This window comes from Kouleothrix sp. 19917, assembly GCF_057073505.1.
The window spans coordinates 857889-875278 of record NZ_CP097099.1 but is presented as its reverse complement, the minus strand read 5'-3'; the positions used below and the strand labels follow the sequence as shown (position 1 = coordinate 875278).

Here is a 17390-nt window from a genome sequence, read left to right as displayed (position 1 = left end):
GCAGGGCCGCCGGGGCTCGCGCCGCCCCGGCACCCGGCGTCGGGGCTATCGCCCCGAACCCCGAATTTTAGGTGGTTGGCTTGTACAAAGATGATCTGTCATGCCTCCGTTATGCCACAAAGCTGGCAGCGACCGATAAGAGAAGCACACATATTTACACGATAGTACAGAAGTTCTCGCCTGATGCCTTGCTTGTATCCACAACGGAGGCATGACACAAAATCATTTCGTCCCTGTACCACGCTCTTTTTGGGGTCTGGGGCAACGCCCCAGCGGAGAGGTCCAGGAGACCGGCGGCGGTCTCCTGGCGCGGGTTCGGGGCGCGCAGCCCCGATGACCTCCGAAGAAGTAGAGCACGAGGGCGCGTAGCCCTCGCAAAAGCGGGCGGACACGCAGGTCCGCCCAGACAAGTCTTCCTCGAAAGAGCACGAGGGCGCGTAGCCCTCGCAAGAACAACAGGGGCGCGCAGCCCCGAAAATCGCCCACAGCCCGTGCTATAATGCAGCGCAGAATCATCAAGGGAAACGCAATGGAAGGCACCGAATCAATCACCCGCGTGCGCATCTACCTCAGCGAGCGCGACCAGTCCGGCGGGCAGGCGCTCTACCTCGCTGTGCTCGACCGTTTGCAGCGCGAGGGCGCCACCGGCGCGACGGTGCTGCGCGGCATCGCTGGCTTTGGCGCGGGCCAGCGGCTGCGTACCAGCGGCGCGGGCGCGCTCAACAGCACACCAATCGTGCTTGAGTGGGTCGACCGCACCGAGCGCGTCGGGCGCGTGCTGCCCGCCCTCGACGACCTGCTGGGCGAGGCGCTTGTCACCGTCGAGAGCTTGCGCGTGTATCGCGCCGTGCTGCGCGCCAGCGGGCCTTTTGGCGAGCGCACCGTCGGCCAGATGATGCAGCGAGAGCCTGCCAGCGCCCGCCCCGACACTCCGCTGCGCGCCGCGCTGGAGCTGATGATCGAGCGCGCGCAGGTGCTGCTGCCGGTGGTGGATATGCGCGGCGCGCTGGTGGGCACGGTTGGCGCGGCCGATCTCGCGCAGCGCGGCGAGATGCACCTGCCGCTGCGGCTGTTGCCCGCGCTCAGCAACAGCGAACGCCAGAGCTTGCTGGCCGCACTGCCCGAGCGCACGCTGGCCGAGATCATGAACGGCGACGTGCGCTCGGTCTATGTCGAGTCCTCGATTCCGCAGGCGCTCAGCCCGCTGATCGAGTGGGGCATCGACACCCTGCCCGTGCTCGACCGCGAGGGCGCGCTGGTGGGCGTGTTTGGTGCCGAGCAGGCGCTGAGCGCAGCCTTGCGCCCGCCCGCCGCTGGAGCGAATGTGCGCGACGCCGAGCCGCCCACGCCCGTCAGCCTGGTGATGCAGCGCGTCGTGCCAACCGTGCCGTCTTCCGCCGCGCTGCCGCAGCTCATCGCGCAGGTGCTGGCCGCGCCCGAACGCGCCGTGGTGGTGCTCGAAGAAGGCAGGCCGCTTGGCATCATCAGCGACACGACGCTTACGCAGCACCTGCTTGCGCCCGCGCGCAGCGCCTGGCTCGCCGCCCTGCATATGCCCGGTCAGACCCACGCAACGCTGGCCGATGGCGAATCTGCCTCCGCTGGCGCATTGGCCGAACGCAGCGTGCCGACCCTGCCCGAGCAGGCCGCGCAGGACGACGCTATTCGGGCGCTGCTCGACGGCGATCACGAGCGATTGATCGTTACCAGTGCAGACGGCCGCCTCGCTGGCGTGCTCACGCGCCGCGCCTTGCTGCGCGCGCTGGCCCAGGCCGCCGCATAGCCCACAGCGCGCCGTGAACAAATCGTCAGCTTCCACGCCCCTTTTTTATGTCCACCACCAATTAAATTCCGCTATACTGTGCTGCGAATGGAGGGGAAGAAAGAAGGGTGTACCTCAGGCAGCGACGTTGGCGGATGCCTCGCCCATGCCCACCGCTTTTGCTCCCCACACAGCGTTGTCGAGGAGTCGCATATGTCGAAGAGCAAGCGTCATGTCTACGCGCGCTGGGTGCCAGTGGGCATTGCCGCCGCACTTGTTGCGCTGATATTCGTGCAGGCCGGCCTGCGCCCCGCCGAAGCCAGCGCCACGCTCCGCCCCGGCGCAATCGTCGATCTGCGGGCAGGCCCGGCCCGCCCGCCTTCGCGCATCGGCCCGCCAGCGGCCAGCACCGGCGCGCACCCGCAGGCAGCCACCGCCACCTTTATTGTCAGCTACAGCGGCTTCTCAGCGCCGGCACGCGCCGCCTTCCAGGCAGCAGTCGACATCTGGGCCAGCCAGATCAGCTCGCCCGTGCCGATTCGTGTCAACGCAAGCTGGACGCCGCTCGGCAGTGGGATTCTTGGCTCGGCGGGCGCAAGTGTGTTCGCGAAGAATTTCTCGGGCGCGGCCGACCGCACGACATGGTACCCGATCGCGCTGGCCAACAAGCTCGCCGGCAGCGACCTCGCCCCCGCCGACGCCGACATCGACGCCAGCTTCAGCAGTGCTTTCCCGAACTGGTACTTCGGCACCGATGGCAACACGCCCGCCGGCCAGTACGACCTGATGACCGTCGTGCTGCACGAGCTTGGGCACGGGCTGGGCTTTGTGGGCAGCGCCAGCGTGACTGCGCTTGGCAGCGGTTCGATTGGCCTGAGCGGCACGCCCGTGATCTACGACCGCTTTGTGGTGAATGGCAGCAATCAGTCGCTGGTGAATCGCTCGCTGTTCCCGAATGGCAGCCTGGATCTGGGCGATCAGCTGAAGAGCGGCAACATCTTTTTTAATGGCGCGGCTGCAAGCGCCGCTGCGGGCGGCAAGCCGCGCCTGTACGCGCCCTCAAGCTGGCAGCCCGGTTCGAGCTACTCACACCTCGACGAAAACACCTACCCGGCTGGCAACCCCAACTCGCTCATGACGCCGCAGCTCGACCAGGGCGAGGCGATCCTCGACCCCGGCCCAATTACGCGAGGCATGTTTGCCGATATGGGCTGGAACCGCAGCAGCGCCGCGCCGACCGCAACGCCCACGCGCACGCCGACTCGCACGCCGCGTCCCACCGGCACGCCTTCGGGCGCACCCGAGCGGCGCGTGTTTGTGCCAGTAGCACGCACGTAAATCGACGACCGACGACCGACGAACGACGACAGGCGCATGTTCAATCGTTGGTCTGGGCGTATTGCAATACGCTCTTCTGCGGTTCTCGGTTCCCGGTTCTGTGGTTCTGTGGTTCTCGGTTCTTGGTTCTCGGTTCTGCGGTTCTGCGGTTCCCGGCCCTCACAGCGTGCGCGTCTGCCCGCCATCGACGTCGAGGATCGTACCCTGGCAGTAGGCCGCCTGTGGCGAGGCCAGAAACGCCACCGCGCTGGCGATCTCGCCCGCCTCGCCGAAGCGCGCAATCTTCATCGCCGCCGCCATTTCCTGCCCAGCCGTCGCCGCGTCGAGCCCATGGGCCGACGCAAAGGTGCGGATGCGCGTCTGCAAGCGCTCGGTCGCAATCGAGCCAGGGTTGATCGCGTTCACCCGCACGCCATCGCGCACACCCCGGTCGGCCAGCGCCTTGGTGAGGTTCAGCAGCGCGGCGTTGACCGAGCCGCCAATCGCAAACTCGGTGCTGCCGGTGCGCCCGCCCACGCCAACGATATTGACGATTGCGCCGCGCGAGGCTTGCAGGTGCGGCCAGGCGGCGCGGCAGCAGCGCATCGCGCCAAAGAACTTGAGCGCAAAGCCATCGGCCCAATCCGCATCCGCGAACGCCAGAAAATCGCCGCGCTTGGTTGCGCCAGCATTATTCACCAGCACATCGAGCTGGCCGAAGCGCGCAACCGTGGCGGCCACCAGCGCGTCCGGCGCGTCGGGGTGGCGCAGGTCGCACGCGTGCACCAGCGACTCGCCCGGCAGCGTTGCCGCCACAGCCTCGAGCAGGTCGGCGGAGCGGGCGGCCAGCACCACGCGCATTCCTTCACCGGCCAGCGTGCGCGCAATCGCCGCGCCAATCCCGCGGCTCGCGCCAGTGACGATTGCCACTTTCCCGCCAAGCTGAAGGTCCATCGTCGCTCCCTTTCCAACAAAAAAGCCGGCAGCGACCACTGCGCGGCTGCCGGCCGTGCGCTAGAGTAAAGCGCAGAAGTATTGGGCCACAGAGAACACCGAGTTTTAGTTACCCTGCTCAGTACTCTGTCAACTAAGTTTCCTTGTACTCAGCTTCCAGGAAGCTCAGGCCAGTTTTGCTTCAATCTGGTAGCCAGATGAGCTTCCTGGAAGCTTGCCCGTTGTAGAAAAGAACTTTCTTTCCAGAGTACTGAGTAATCTCCGTGCGCTCTGTGGCCCAATTGGTATGCTTGCGGCTCGAATGCATTATCAGGAAAGCGATACGGAAATCAGGGAAGAACGTCAGCATTGCTAATCCCTATTCCCCATACCCTAACCCCTGCGCTGAAAGCGCATTAATTATGCGGCACAGCTCCAAGCGCCACCGGCCGCACCAGCGCGTCGGCCAGCGATTGCCCCTGCTTGAAGATAAACGTCGGCACGCGCAGCTCGGCCAGGCGCGCCTGAACGGTGTAGGTGTTGCGCCAGCCGCCAAACGACTCGGGGTCGACCAGCACCACCACGGCGCGCACGCCGCGATACAGCAGCTGCTGCAAGCTCACCACCCAGCGCTCGTCCAGCGACGACGTGATGACCACCAGCGTCGAGTTGCGCCCAAAGCGCACGCTTTCGGCGGCCAGCACCTCGGCCAGCGGCTGCGCGCCATGCGCCCGCAGAACAGAAAGCGCCTCCAGCATCTTAAACAGCTGGCGCGACTCGCGCTCGGCGGGGATGACCTCGCGGTGCTGCCCCCACGAAACCAGCCCAACGGTGCGGTTTAGCTCCAGCAGGTGCCGCGCAATCGAGGACGCCGCCAGCACGCCATACTCCTCGGTCGATTCGGCCACGCGCAGCTCGCGGGCGGCACGGCCCGGCGTTGGCGGCGTGTCGCCGGGAAGTTGCTGCTGCACGCGCTCCTGCATGTCGAGCACAACATACACGTCGGCGGTGGGGTCAAGCTCGAATTCCTTGACCATCAGCTGCCCGCTGCGCGCGGTGCTGCGCCAGTGAATGCGGTTGAAGCTGTCGCCCGGCGCATACTCGCGAATGGACGATACGTTGGGCGTGACATGGTAGGTGCGGCTTTTCACATCCTGCCCGCCGGGAAGCTCGGCGCTTGGCAGCACAAAGCCCGGCAGCGCGGTGGTTTGCGGGTACACCAACACCTCGCCCGTGCCTTCGACCTTGCGTTCCAGCTTGAAAATACCAAACGGGTCGCCGCTGACCAGCGTGGCCGGGCCAAGCGTGAACTTTCCGCGCATCGTGCAGGGCGTGCGCGACACCCAGCGCCGCCGCTCGTTGGCTGGCAGGTAGGTCACAAAGCCATTGCCGTGCTCGGGCATGGTCGAATGGTCTTGCAGCTCGATCCAAAGCTTGGGCAGCGGCCAGAGGTTGCGGATGGTGATGCGCTCGCGGGCGTGTTCGCCCACCTGCGTGCGGTGCGTGAAGGTTTCGCGCTGCACCAGCAGGCCGCGCAAATTAAACCACGCCCACAGGTAGGAAAGCACCAGCAGCGCCAGCAGCAGGTAGAACAGGTGAAAAAACAGGCGGATGCCGGTGCCCTGCGCTGCCAGAAAGCTCAGGCCAGCCAGCGCCAGAATGCCAATCGGACGCGCCATAAACTCCTCGTGTTGGTGATGCGCTAGGCGGGTGGCTCAGCGCCATCCACGCGATGATCGTACTCGTGAAAGGTGTGCTTGCGATAAAAGGCCACCGTCGCCGCGACGGTTGTGCTGATGCACTGCTCGAAGCGCCCGCTCGCGGTGCGAACCCGCGCTATGGCCGCATGAAAATCGGGGATCGCCCCTTCCAGCGCGGCTTGCGTCAGCGCGCGGCCGTCGCCGTGGGCGGCCAGCACCGTCAGCGCGTTCTGCTTGCCTTCCAGTAGCTCTTTGTCGGCGCTGTTCAGGTCGTTCGCAAAGCGGATCACGCGGGCTTCGGCGCGCAATGCCGCCGTGATTTCGGGTATCTGCCGCGCCACAGTGCCGTCGCCAAGCAGCATCAGCACCGTCCAGGCATCCTGCATTGCGCCGATGCTCAGGTGCGCCAGCGCCATGTACGCTTCCAGCGAGGCGCGCGGCGACGGGTCGCGCTCGGCGGCCATGCCATCGAGCATGCCGCCCAACGAGGCGCGCCATGTGTCGGCCAGCAGCGGCCACAGCGGCAGCGCGCTCAGTTCCGCAACAATTTCGTGCAGCAGCGCGGCCTCGCCGTCGCCGGGCGGGGGCAGCGCGCCGGCTGCCACTGCGCGAAAGGTTGCGTGGCGCGCCAGCAGCTCGGGCAGCGGCAGCGACCAATCGTCGCTCAGGTCGTCGAGCGCGAAGATCCACACCAGGTAGCGCGCCGCCGTCAGCTGTGGGTCGTCGCGCTGCCACGCGGGCATGCGGTTGAGCGTCGTCAGGGCGATGCCGGGCAGGCGCGCGGCCCGCACAAACGGGTAGTGCTGCGCCGTGGCGGCCAGCATGTCCACAATCGCGTCCAGCGCTGCCATGCGTTCGGCGCTCATCGGACGAGGTTGGGATCAACAATGTACTGCCACCAATTATTACTAACACCAAAGGTTTCGCCCGCCACATGCGGCAGATGTTGCAGCCACCAGATATGGTGTGCGCGCATGTCGCCGCCGCCCCACTCGTTCGCGCTGACGGTGCGCCCCGGACCGCTCAGGTCGGGGAAATTGCGCCAGTTGTCGCAGAAGCTGTGCACCGGGCGGCGATTGCCCCAATCGTAGTCGCGCGCGCTGCTGGGCGCAAAATGCACATTGCCGCAGTGCGACTGGCCGGGCGCAACCTGATCGTAGCGAATGAACAGGTTCCACAGATTCTGCGCGGGCGCGTGCCGCTCGAAGACCTTGCTCATAATCGATTCGGTGCGGTGGCCGAAGTTTTCGAGCATGCAATCGACGCCGCGCTCGTAGTTGAAGCCCATCATCACAAAGCGGCCCTGGCAATGCTCGGTGCCCGCCACCGGCTGCGAGTTGCACCAGAACGCGCCGCGCCCAACCATCGTCGACTCGAAATCGCCCGAGTAAGGGAAGCTGAAGAACCAGACCTCGTCGAACTCGCCGCGCTCGTAGCGCTCGATCAGGTTGAAAGCGCGCACCTGCGCCGGGTAGTCGATCCGGTCGGGCTCGTGCATGCGGCGGCTGCGCCAGCCCTGCACATAGCTTTCGCCGCTGTAGTGAAACCCGTCGATCTTGGCCGGAAACCAGTCGGCCTCGACGCGCTCGACGATCTGGTAGTGCAGAAAGCCGTGGCTGCTGGTGGCCAGGTCGTCGATATACTGGCGCGCAAGCCGGTCGGGGTCGTTCCAGCCGAAAATCTGCGTCAGCCGCCGCCCGCCTTCCGACGCAACCGGCGGGTTGTGGATGATTTGCAGCACGCGCGGGCGCACCGGCGCGCCGGTGTAGGGCGGCGCTGGCGCGGGTTCTGGCGTCGCGCCCAGCAGCTGCCGGCCGGCCCGAAACATTCGATCAAACATGGGCTTCCTGTGGCTTGAAGCTGTGCTGTTCCTGTCGGCCGCAGTATACCACGCCCGCCGCAGCTGTGTTCGGCGCGGAAAGGGGCCGCTGGCGCACAGTGCGAGTATGCGCCAGCGCTTGGGAAGAGGAGAGGAGAGGGGCGGCAATGCAATACAGGCTGGTTTCTGTGGTAAAAAGTACTTCACTGCCTGATACACAGTGTATCAATACAGTACTTTAGTGTCAACATTGCGCGAATTATCGCAAAGAATGCGCGGCTGGCGCTGGATGAATTGGGTATAATAGGCGCGAACGAGCTGAGAAGAGAGACGAGAAACGCGATGAACCTGTCACCCCGCCAGCACGACATGCTTGCGATTGCCGCCGCGCTGGCCGACGAGCTTGCGCCGCGTGTGGATGCGAACGACCGCGCCGGGCGCTTCCCAATCGAGAATTATGCCGACCTGCACCGTAGCGGCTACCTGCGCCAGATCGTACCGACAGAGTATGGCGGCGCGGGCGCGAACCTGTTCGAGACGGTGCTGATGCAGGAGCGGCTGGCCCAGGGCGATGGCGCGACGGCGATGGCCGCGAACATGACCATGCACCTGATCGGCAGGGTGCGCGAAGTTGGCAACTACCCCGCGCCCGTGTTCGAAGCGATCTGCCGCGACATTGCCGAGCATGGCGCGCTGATCAATGGCGCGGCATCCGAACCCGAGCTTGGCAGCCCGTCGCGCGGCGGATTGCCCGCCACGAGCGCCACGCCCACGGCGGGCGGCTGGCTCATCAACGGCCACAAGCAGTTTGTGACCATGGCGCCCGCGCTGCGCTATTTCGTCACCAGCGTGGCGCTGCCGCCCGGCCCCGACGCCCCGCAAGGCGCGACCGCCAACGCGATTGTGCGCGCCCAGACCGAGGGTCTGCGCCTGGAAGACACCTGGGGCGACGCGCTGGGCCTGCGCACCAGCGGCAGCTACGATGTGTTCTACCAGAATGTGTTTGTGCCCGACGACTGGCTGATCGACCGCAACCCGGTTGGGCAGAAGCCGCCGCCCGGCCCGCCGACTGCCTCGGCCTGGTTCGCGCTGACCATGGGCGCGACCTACCTGGGCATTGGGCAATCCGCCATCGACGCGGTGTGCCGCTACGCGCAGGAGCGCGTGCCAAGTGCGCTGGGCAAGCCGATTGCGACGCTGCCCGCCATTCAGCGCCGCGTGGGCCAGGGCCAGGCCGCGCTGAGCGCGGCGCGCACGGTGCTCTACGACGCGGCGCGCACCTGGGCCGAGCAGCCCGACGCGCGCATGGGCATGGCCGCGCAGATCGCGCTGGCGAAATACCTCTGCACCAACGCCGCCGTCGACGCCGCCGATCAGGCGCTGCGCATCGCGGGGGGCTTTGCGCTCACCCGCGCGCTGCCGCTTGAGCGATTGTACCGCGACGCGCGCGCCGGCCTGACCCACCCGCCGAACGACGACGCGGCGCTGGAGCTGATTGGGCGGGCGGCGCTGGATGCGGCGAAAACGACCACCGACGACTGACGACCGACGATCGAGGGTTCACCGTAAAGAGCGCGAAGAACGCAGGAGTATGGGCTTGCACTTGCGGCATCCTGAGTGCGGCGCAGCCGCGTATCGAAGGGTGCCGCACGCTATTGCGCTTCACCGCAAAGGGCGCAAAGGGCGCGAAGAACGCAGGAGAATGGGCTTGCACTTGCGGCATCCTGAGTGCGGCGCAGCCGCGTATCGAAGGGTGCCGCACGCCATTGCGCTTCACCGCAAAGGGCACAAAGAGCGCGATGAGCATCTGAACCTGCAACCTGCGAACGTGCAAACCTACAACCCTCACCCCGCAAACGCCGCTACCTGCTCAAGAAACACGCCCGCCACGCGCTCCCAATCGAACTGAGCGACATGCGCTTGCCCGGCCTGCCCATACGCTCGCCGCAGCGCCGCGTCGCTCAGCAATTCGATCAGCGCATCGGCCAGCGCGGCGTGATCGCCCGGCGCGACGAGCGTGCCAGCCCGGCGCTGCGGCACGACTTCGGGAATGGCCGCGCCCGTGGTTGCGACCACTGGCAGCGCATTCGCCATTGCCTCCAGAAACACAATCCCAAAGCCTTCCTGCACGCTCGGCAGGCAGAACACGTCGGCGTGGCGATACAAGCGCGCCAGCTTGTCGTCGGACAGCGCGCCGGTGAAGCGCACCGCCTCGCCCAGGCCAAACTGCGCCGCAAGCGCTCGCAGTGCGCCGTGCTCGGGGCCATCGCCCGCAATGATTGCGTGGGCGTGCGGAACCGCCCGCCGCACCACCGGCAGCGCCCGCAGGAGGTCGGCCACATGCTTGCGCGGGTACTGGCGCGCCACGCACAGAATGGTCGCGCCGTCGCTCGTGTGCGCTTCCTCGGCGGCCAGGCGCTGCCAGCGCGGCAGGTCGATCCCTTCCGGCACGAGCCGCACCTTCTCCTGCACAATGCCATAGTGCCGCCCAATCGCGCGCCGGCAGTAGTCGCTGGTGGTCAGCACCGCGTCGGCGTGGCGCGCATTCGCCCCTTCCAGCCGCGACAGAACCTCGAACAAAGCGCGCACCTGCCCGCCTTCATGCTGCATTTCCTCGGCAATCACGCCTTTGATGCTCGCCAGGTAGGGCGTGCCGCCGCGTGCCCGCGACCACTGCCAGCCGTCGATATCGAAACCCAGCACTAGGTCGTAGCGAAATGTGCGCAGCAGCGCCGGCAGCGTGGCGTTGAACAGGAGCCGCCGCGCCGTCAGGTTGGCCGGCCAGCGCATGGGCGGGGCCAGCCGCGACACGCGGTGCCCGCGCGCGAGCAGGGCGCGCTGCAGGCCGCCAATGCCGGCGGCAGTGCCGCTGCCCTCGGCAATCGTTTGAATCCACGAGTCGATAAAGGCAAAATGCATCGAAATTCTCACGAATCGCTCATTTCAGCACGCGCCAGAACCGCCGCGATGATGCGATACTGCACGCCAGACGGCGCAGGTCTTGCTATCTTGCAGCAGCGACCGTGAGCCGCCACCCGCGCCGCGCGTCATTATACCGGGTTCTCCGCGACATTCAGCATAGAAAGAAAAGTATGCGACGTTTCTCATGGATTCTGCTTGCCGCGTTTCTGGCAGCCTGTGGCAGCAGCACCGCCAGCACGCCCACCAGCGCGCCAGCTGCACCAACCGCAGCCGCCGAGGCTACTAGCGCACCCGCCCCCGAAGCAACTGCCGAGCCGCGCGCTACCGCCAGCGCCGATGCACCAACCGCAGCCGCCGAGGCCACTAGCGCGCCCGCCGCCGAGGCAACTGCCGCGCCGCGCGCTACCGCCAGCGCCGATGCGCCCACCGCAGCGGCAGCAGGTTCGGGCGGCACCGCCATCGCGCTCCAGCTCGTCAACGATCAGCTCACCAGCCCGGTCTTCGCCACGCACGCGGGCGACGGCAGCGGGCGGCTGTTTGTGATCGAGAAAACCGGCACGATCGCGATCCTGAAGGACGGCCAGCGCGCCGCCGCGCCGTTTCTCGACATCAGCTCGCTGATCACCGACAATGGCAGCGAGCAGGGGCTGCTGGGTCTGGCCTTCCACCCGAAATACAGCGAGAATGGCACCTTTTTCGTGTACTACACCGCCAGCAACGGCGACAACACCCTCGCGCGCTACAAGGTTTCGTCCTCACCCGACGCGGCCGACCCAAACAGCGGCGTGGTGCTGTTCAAGCAGGAAGACCCCGCGCCCAACCACAACGGCGGCATGCTCGCCTTTGGGCCAGATGGCTACCTCTACGTTGGGCTGGGCGACGGCGGCGGCGCGGGCGATACGTATGGGAACGCGCAGAATCGCAACACACTGCTTGGCAAGCTCCTGCGCCTCGACGTCGACAAGGGCGACCCCTACGCCATCCCGGCCGACAACCCCTGGCCGAATGGCGGCGACGCGCGCCCGGAAATCTGGGCCTACGGGCTGCGCAACCCCTGGCGCTTCTCGTTCGACCGCGACACCGGCGATTTGTATATTGGCGACGTTGGGCAGAACCAGTATGAGGAAATCGACATACAGCCGGCCGGCGCGCAAGGTGGCACCAACTACGGCTGGAACACGCGCGAGGCCATGCATTGCTTCCGCAGCAATTCGTGCGCAAGCGACGGCTTTGCTGACCCGGTGGCCGAGTACTCGCACGACGACGGCTGCTCGGTGACGGGCGGCTATGTCTACCGTGGCGCGGCGGTGCCGGGGCTGGCGGGCGCCTACCTGTTTGGCGATTATTGCAGCGGCAAAATCTGGGGCTTGCAGCGCGACGCCGCCGGGCAATGGCAGCAGAATGAGCTACTCAGCAGCGGCGCGAGTATCAGCTCGTTTGGCGAGGATCAGGACGGCGAGCTTTACGTCATTGACCTGAGCGGCAAGCTCTACCGCGTCGTCGGGGCGTAGTGCTTATAAAACTACCACGAAGGCACGAAGACACGAAGAATTTAAAAGTTCGTGTCTTCGTGGCAATTTTCAGGCATCGTACCAACAATTTGTCATTCTGAACGGGCGTTAGCGGAGTGAAGAATCTCCCGTTTATAACGCCGGGAGATGCTTCGCTGCGCTCAGCATGACAAATTGAAAGCACTCATCCTTATGTATAGCGGTTTTCAGGTCAATTGAACCACCGTAGTTGTTCTTGGTAGCATCAGAAAGCCGAGGGCCTCCTGACTACTGTCTCCTGAGTTCTGAATACTACTGGAGTATTACAACTTCTCCGCCACTAATACCTGCCAGATGCTCGCTTCCTCGAACGGCATCGGCGGCAGCACGGCGTCGCCAAACACCGAGATCGGGCGCAGGCCGGATGCTGCCAGCATCGCTTCAAGCTCGGGGTAGCCATACAGGCGAATATGATCGCCGGGGTGCTGGGCGTCGATGCCGTGCGCGGGCAGCACAAAGCGGTAGTTCATGTGCAGCGTGGCGATGCGCGGCGCGAAGCTGGCCTCGTGGAGCAGGTAGCCGCCCGCCAGCGCGTGCCAGCCGCCGCGAAATCCCTGCAGGTATTTGTCGATCTGGTAGGGGTTGAGGCATTGCAGCAGCACTTTGCCGCCATCGAGCAGCGCGCCCGCAATGCGCTTGAGCGTTGCGCGGTTGGTTGTATCGTCGAAAAAACCCAGGCTGCTATTCATCACCAGCGCGGTGTCGAACTGCTGGGCATACTCTAGCGCACGCATGTCGCCCTGCACGAAGCGCGCGCGCGTGGCCTGCTCGTAGGCGCAGCGGGTGGCGTAGCCCACCAGCGTCGCGCTGCTATCCACCCCTTCCACCGAGTAGCCGCGCCGCGCCAGCTCCAGCGCGTGCCGCCCGCCGCCGCATGCCACATCCAGAATCGAGGCATCTTCCGCAAGCGCGAGCGCCATTTCGAGGAAATCGACCTCGCCGCGCGTCAGGTCGGCGGCATAGTCGTGAAACTGCTCGAACTCATAGATCTGAAAGAGCGCCTCCCAGTCCACCTGCCCATCGTCCAGAATCAACGCCGGCAGATCAGGCATAGCCATCCTTTCCCACACGCTGGTGGCTTGCTCGCTGCCTGTGTTATACCAAATACGGGTGAACACTTATGGTATGGTCGGTTTGGGCCACCAGTGAAAGAGGGTGTGCGTGCGAATGATCTCCGGCTGCTCACGCAAGCGACGGCAGCGTTCTGTTTGTGCCTCAATCAAGGCGTCCAAATCACTGAAATGCTCATTCACCAGCGCTTCGTCGCTCAATGTCCACAACCGTTCGGCCGGCTGCACCTCCGGCGAATACGGCGGCTGAAACACTCCATGCACGCCTTGCGGTACTACCACCTTACTGCTACTGTGCCAGCCGGCTTGATCGATCACCAGCACAATCTGTTTGCTCGGACCAGCCCCGACTGCAGCGGCAAACTCGGCCAGCACCAGCGTCCACACTGCCACCGCGACCCGTGGCAGCAGCAGCCAGAAACTCTCGCCCCGTTGCGGACAGACAAACCCATACAGGTAGGTCCATTTGTAACGCGGCTGAACCGTCACAAGTGGCCGCTGCCCTTTCTTGCACCAGACCCGCCGCAGGATCGGTTTGAGGCCGATGCGATGTTCATCCTCGCCCCAGACCTCCACGCTGGCGTCAGGATGCTCGGCTTGGATCTGGGCGACGGCTTGCGGAAGCGTTTTTTTTAAACTGCTCTTGCGCCTCAGTATCGGCCTTGATATGGCGCGGACGCGGGACATAGGAGCGATAACCAAGCTGCTGCAAGACTTCCCAGCCGCGTGGCGCGTGTACCTTTCGAGCGAGCTTGCTGCTCATCCAGTCGGCGACTTTCGGGCCAGTCCACACGCCACCATCGGGGGCAGGACCTTCGAGGGCTTTGTCGAGTTCGGCACGCAGGGCGGGCGAGAGCAGCGGAGCCTGGCCAGGGTTGTGATGACGGCGGTCGCCGACGTGGTCAGGACCATCGGCGTTGTAGCGGCGGACAATCGCGTACAACCAGGTCAGCGAGTAACCACAGACCTGTGCGATTTCGGTAGGGGAACGGCCTTGGCTCAGCAACCAGAGCATCTGCCAATGACTGCGAGCGACAGGATCGGCGGCCTGGCGATAGCGCTGCCCGAGTTCCTCAACCGTCAGATGTTCAGCCAGTTTCAGTCGTCTCATGCTGTAAGTATACACCCGTATTTGGTATTATACCCGATCTGCGCGGCGCTGGCAATCGCGCATCAGCCGTGCGCCAGCGGGATGTACATGCGCCGGCTGCCAAGCGCGGGCGCGGGCACGTCGATCACCGTGTGCGCATAGATGTCGGACGTTGTGCTGCTGGGGTGCGAGCTGTTGTCGTAGCTTGCCAGCACCACCGCATCGCTGGCCGACGTGATCGATTGCTTGGTCGAGGTTGGGTTGTTCATAAAGGGCGCGCGCGCAAAGCTGATCACCACCTGACCCTTGCTCTGGGTGTCGAACGATGGCGCGTCGAGGCTGGTGGCCTTGTAGTAAATCTGCCCGCCGCTCTCGTCGGCCATGAAGATCAGCGCGCGCCGGTTGCTGGCGTCCAGCAGCAGGATCGGGCGCGTTTCGTGGCCGTTGGTGTTGACGACCACGGTGCGCCAGCTGAGCTTGCCGTTCGATTGCGGGCGGCCAATGAACATTTCGATCTGCGGCTGGCCGGGCGTGTCGAACGAGGTTTTCACCACGGCATAGACACTGCCAGTTGCGTCGGCTTGCAGCGCCTTGATGCTCATGTGATCGTCGGCCAGGTTCGTGCCGCGCGCCACCACGCCACCGGTCCATTTGTTCGCGGCCGCGCCATCGGTGTGGCTGGCGAAATAGAAGCCACCGTCGGTCTGGTTGCTCCACAGCACGCCGATCTTGCCGCCATAGGCCACTACCGTCGAAATATCGTCGGCGCTGACGGTGGTGTTGGTGCCGCTGGCCGGTACCACAAACGGCGTGCCCCACTTGGCATCGCTGGTGGTGCTGCGATTGACAAAAACCTTGTTCTGCTGCGTGTACGTGACCCACAGCTTGCCCGCGCCATCTTTTGCCAGCACAATCGCCTCGGCGCCGCCGGGGCGAATCGTCACCGGGAAGCCAGCGTCGAGCTTGTATTTGCCGCCCGCGTAGCTATAGCGGAACAGCTTAGCATCCAGCGACGCGCCCGTCGATTCCAGGCCGCCGCCCGAGGCGACATACAGGTGCGTGCCGTCCCACAGGCAGTCCGATTTGGTTTGCGGGCGCGCGTCGAGCGTGACGCCAGTGTCGGCCCACTGCTGCGTGGCGCGGTTGAGCACAAAAATGCGGTGCGCGCGGGCGGTTGGGCTGAACATATCGGCCCACCAGCGCCCGTCGTTATACCAGAGTTTGCTTTGCGGCTTTTCGCCAGTTGGTGCCAGCACCACATTCGTGCTCGCGCCGGCCGGCTTGTAGAAAAAGGAAATGTCGGCAAAGCCAATGTCGGCCGCGGGGGCAGGGGCGGCCGCCAGTGGAGGAGCAGCGAGCAAAACAAGCAGAAAGAGCAAGCCGCCAACAAAGACCTGGGCAATTCGCATGAGGACGCTCCCACAACAACTCGCGCCGAATCGTACACAGCGCGCTCATGCGGGGCGTGGCAACAATCGTACCGCAATATTTCCAGGCCGAAATATTGTGCTTGCAGCGCAAGAGTTTTGAGAGCATCCGAAAGCCCTCTGTGCCTCTGTGTCTCTGTGGTGAATCTTCCTGTCGTCCTATTTGAGCCGAGGGCGCGCTAGCGACCAATCCGCGAAACTTTAACTTCAACGCGCGGATGCGGGATTTCAACCTGCACCAGCGCGCCGCCACTGGCCTGGTTCTGGAGGTGCAGGCGGCCTTCCAGCAGCGCGACCCGCTCGCTGATGCCCAGCATGCCGTAGTGGCCGTCGGCGGCGAGCGCCGCAAGGTCGAAGCCGCTGGGCAGGCCGCGCCCGTTGTCTGCAATCGCCACCAGAATGGCGCGCGGCGAGGTGTGCTTCAGGCTGATCTGCACGCTGCTGGCGCGGGCGTGCTTGCGCACATTGCTCAGCCCTTCCTGCACAATGCGGAAGATCGACAGCTCGATCGCTTCGGGCAGGCGCTGCAAGTGCGCGTCGAGGTCGAGCGAGACGACGATGCCCGTGCGCGCCGCCCAGTCGCGGGTGTACGATTGCAGGGCCGCGCCCAGGCCCAGGCTGTCGATGGTTGGCGGGCGCAGGTTGCCGCAGATGCGGCGCACATCTTCCACCAATGCGCGAATGCTGCTGCGCGCCTCGGCAACATCGTCGGCGTCGGCGCTTTGCGCGGCCTCGCCCTCGATCTCTTCAAGCTGGTAGTTGATGCTCAGCAAGTCTTGAATCACCTGGTCGTGCAGCTCGCGCGCCAGCGATTTGCGCTCCTGCTCGCGCTCGGTCAGCAGGCGGCGCTGGGCATCTTGCAGCGCCAGGTTCGCGCGGTCGAGTGCCGACACCTGCTCGGCCAGCTTGTCGATCAGCTGGCGGTTCAGCGAATCCTGCGCAGCCAGATTTTGCTCCAGCAGCGTTTGCTGGTGGCCGAGCTTTTCGGCCTGCTCGCGGGCGCGGTAGTAGCTGTCGAGCGCCCAGATGATCGGCGTGAGCTGCTGGCGGTCGGTGGTGCCAACCAGCGCGGAAACCACCTCTTCGCGGCCAGTCACGTCGGTGCGGAAATCGGCGACGCAGCGGCCCTGGCGCAGCACCACAATCCGGTCGGAGACGGCAAACAGGTGGTCGAGGTTATTGCTGGCGAAGATCACCGACGTGCCTTCGTGCTGCCAGGCGCGGATCAGCTCAAGCAGGCGCTGCTGGTGCGCATAGCTCAGCGGCATGGTCGGCTCGTCGATCACTGCCAGGCGCACCGGCCGCACCAGCGCGCGCGCAATCGCGATCATCTGGCGCTGCTCGCTCGAAAGGTTGCTCACTGGCTCGCGCAGCGACCCAACTTCTACATCCAGCCGGTCGAGGATTTCGGCGGCACGCTGGTGCATGCGCCGACGGTAGGGCAGCTTGAGCCAGCCGCCGGCCGAGGGCCAGCCCAGTTCATTGCCAAGAAAGATGTTTGATGTTATGTCGAGCTTCGCTGCAAGCTCGGGGTGCTGGTGAATGACGGTGATGCCATGCGCCCGCGATTGGATAGGCCAGCGCAAACGATGGCCTTCCAGGTAGATATCGCCCTCGCTTGGCACCTCCACGCCGGCCAGCAGCATCGCCAGCACCGACTTGCCCGAGCCGCTGCGACCGGCCAGGCCCAGCACTTCGCCGGGCGCAACGTCGAAGCTGACCTGCCGCAGCACCGGCAGGACGCCAAACGATTTCGACAGATTGATACAGCGCAGAACTGGTTCCATAATGATGCCTGAA

Annotated in this window: 14 protein-coding genes; 4 read left to right on the top strand and 10 right to left on the bottom strand. The window is 65.2% G+C overall.

What is annotated here, in order from left to right; translation table 11 throughout:
• The first annotated feature begins 529 nt into the window (after positions 1 to 529).
• Both M1P90_RS03505 and M1P90_RS03500 read left to right on the top strand, forming a co-directional pair.
• Positions 530 to 1783 carry a DUF190 domain-containing protein gene (locus tag M1P90_RS03505; protein ID WP_483701272.1) on the top strand — a complete coding sequence of 418 codons (1254 nt, stop codon included), beginning with the start codon at positions 530 to 532 and terminating at the stop codon, positions 1781 to 1783.
• Between the two features lie 192 nt (positions 1784 to 1975).
• Positions 1976 to 3100, top strand: coding sequence for a hypothetical protein (locus M1P90_RS03500; protein ID WP_483701271.1), 1125 nt, complete (start codon positions 1976 to 1978; stop codon positions 3098 to 3100).
• Between the two features lie 159 nt (positions 3101 to 3259).
• Here M1P90_RS03500 and M1P90_RS03495 read toward each other — a convergent pair whose 3' ends face one another.
• The 4 genes from M1P90_RS03495 to M1P90_RS03480 all read right to left on the bottom strand — a co-directional run bounded on the left by M1P90_RS03495 (position 3260) and on the right by M1P90_RS03480 (position 7552).
• Positions 3260 to 4033 carry an SDR family oxidoreductase gene (locus M1P90_RS03495; RefSeq protein WP_483701270.1) on the bottom strand — a complete coding sequence of 258 codons (774 nt, stop codon included), beginning with the start codon at positions 4031 to 4033 and terminating at the stop codon, positions 3260 to 3262.
• A 395-nt stretch (positions 4034 to 4428) separates the two neighbouring features.
• Positions 4429 to 5691 carry a DUF58 domain-containing protein gene (locus M1P90_RS03490; RefSeq protein WP_483701269.1) on the bottom strand — a complete coding sequence of 421 codons (1263 nt, stop codon included), beginning with the start codon at positions 5689 to 5691 and terminating at the stop codon, positions 4429 to 4431.
• Positions 5692 to 5714: 23 nt separating this feature from the next.
• Complete coding sequence (locus tag M1P90_RS03485; protein WP_483701268.1) at positions 5715 to 6563, bottom strand: terpene synthase family protein; 849 nt, start codon at positions 6561 to 6563, stop codon at positions 5715 to 5717.
• A gap of 11 nt (positions 6564 to 6574) precedes the next feature.
• Complete coding sequence (locus M1P90_RS03480; protein WP_483701267.1) at positions 6575 to 7552, bottom strand: hypothetical protein; 978 nt, start codon at positions 7550 to 7552, stop codon at positions 6575 to 6577.
• Between the two features lie 321 nt (positions 7553 to 7873).
• Here M1P90_RS03480 and M1P90_RS03475 point away from each other — a divergent pair, with 321 nt between their 5' ends.
• Positions 7874 to 9073 (top strand): acyl-CoA dehydrogenase family protein, encoded by a 1200-nt coding sequence (locus M1P90_RS03475; RefSeq protein ID WP_483701266.1) that lies wholly within the window; start codon positions 7874 to 7876, stop codon positions 9071 to 9073.
• A gap of 303 nt (positions 9074 to 9376) precedes the next feature.
• Here M1P90_RS03475 and M1P90_RS03470 read toward each other — a convergent pair whose 3' ends face one another.
• Positions 9377 to 10462, bottom strand: a complete 1086-nt coding sequence (locus M1P90_RS03470; protein ID WP_483701265.1) for a glycosyltransferase family 4 protein — start codon at positions 10460 to 10462, stop codon at positions 9377 to 9379.
• A gap of 161 nt (positions 10463 to 10623) precedes the next feature.
• On the opposite strand from M1P90_RS03470, the gene M1P90_RS03465 reads away from it, so the two are divergent.
• A complete protein-coding gene (locus tag M1P90_RS03465) occupies positions 10624 to 11964 on the top strand; it encodes a PQQ-dependent sugar dehydrogenase (RefSeq protein ID WP_483701264.1) in 1341 nt (446 codons plus the stop codon).
• A 302-nt stretch (positions 11965 to 12266) separates the two neighbouring features.
• On the opposite strand, the gene M1P90_RS03460 is transcribed toward M1P90_RS03465, so the two are convergent.
• From M1P90_RS03460 to M1P90_RS03440, 5 genes are all read right to left on the bottom strand, one after another.
• On the bottom strand, positions 12267 to 13055 hold the full coding sequence (locus M1P90_RS03460) for a class I SAM-dependent methyltransferase (protein WP_483701263.1): 789 nt from the start codon (positions 13053 to 13055) through the stop codon (positions 12267 to 12269).
• A gap of 66 nt (positions 13056 to 13121) precedes the next feature.
• A complete protein-coding gene (locus M1P90_RS03455; protein WP_483701262.1) occupies positions 13122 to 13649 on the bottom strand; it encodes an IS630 family transposase in 528 nt (175 codons plus the stop codon).
• 7 nt (positions 13650 to 13656) lie between these two features.
• Complete coding sequence (locus tag M1P90_RS03450) at positions 13657 to 14184, bottom strand: winged helix-turn-helix domain-containing protein (RefSeq protein ID WP_483699014.1); 528 nt, start codon at positions 14182 to 14184, stop codon at positions 13657 to 13659.
• 62 nt (positions 14185 to 14246) lie between these two features.
• Positions 14247 to 15572, bottom strand: a complete 1326-nt coding sequence (locus tag M1P90_RS03445; protein ID WP_483701261.1) for a hypothetical protein — start codon at positions 15570 to 15572, stop codon at positions 14247 to 14249.
• Positions 15573 to 15769: 197 nt separating this feature from the next.
• Positions 15770 to 17377 (bottom strand): ATP-binding cassette domain-containing protein, encoded by a 1608-nt coding sequence (locus M1P90_RS03440; RefSeq protein ID WP_483701260.1) that lies wholly within the window; start codon positions 17375 to 17377, stop codon positions 15770 to 15772.
• Between the last annotated feature and the right edge of the window lie 13 nt (positions 17378 to 17390).

Bases quoted from the DNA above. Each gene is read 5' to 3' on its own strand.
- M1P90_RS03445 (WP_483701261.1), bottom strand. From the start codon at position 15,572: ATGCGAATTGCCCAGGTCTTTGTTGGCGGCTTGCTCTTTCTGCTTGTT.
- M1P90_RS03495 (WP_483701270.1), bottom strand. From the start codon at position 4,033: ATGGACCTTCAGCTTGGCGGGAAAGTGGCAATCGTCACTGGCGCGAGC.
- M1P90_RS03460 (WP_483701263.1), bottom strand. From the start codon at position 13,055: ATGCCTGATCTGCCGGCGTTGATTCTGGACGATGGGCAGGTGGACTGG.
- M1P90_RS03450 (WP_483699014.1), bottom strand. From the start codon at position 14,184: ATGAGACGACTGAAACTGGCTGAACATCTGACGGTTGAGGAACTCGGG.
- M1P90_RS03505 (WP_483701272.1), top strand. From the start codon at position 530: ATGGAAGGCACCGAATCAATCACCCGCGTGCGCATCTACCTCAGCGAG.
- M1P90_RS03480 (WP_483701267.1), bottom strand. From the start codon at position 7,552: ATGTTTGATCGAATGTTTCGGGCCGGCCGGCAGCTGCTGGGCGCGACG.
- M1P90_RS03490 (WP_483701269.1), bottom strand. From the start codon at position 5,691: ATGGCGCGTCCGATTGGCATTCTGGCGCTGGCTGGCCTGAGCTTTCTG.
- M1P90_RS03475 (WP_483701266.1), top strand. From the start codon at position 7,874: ATGAACCTGTCACCCCGCCAGCACGACATGCTTGCGATTGCCGCCGCG.
- M1P90_RS03440 (WP_483701260.1), bottom strand. From the start codon at position 17,377: ATGGAACCAGTTCTGCGCTGTATCAATCTGTCGAAATCGTTTGGCGTC.
- M1P90_RS03500 (WP_483701271.1), top strand. From the start codon at position 1,976: ATGTCGAAGAGCAAGCGTCATGTCTACGCGCGCTGGGTGCCAGTGGGC.
- M1P90_RS03485 (WP_483701268.1), bottom strand. From the start codon at position 6,563: ATGGCAGCGCTGGACGCGATTGTGGACATGCTGGCCGCCACGGCGCAG.
- M1P90_RS03465 (WP_483701264.1), top strand. From the start codon at position 10,624: ATGCGACGTTTCTCATGGATTCTGCTTGCCGCGTTTCTGGCAGCCTGT.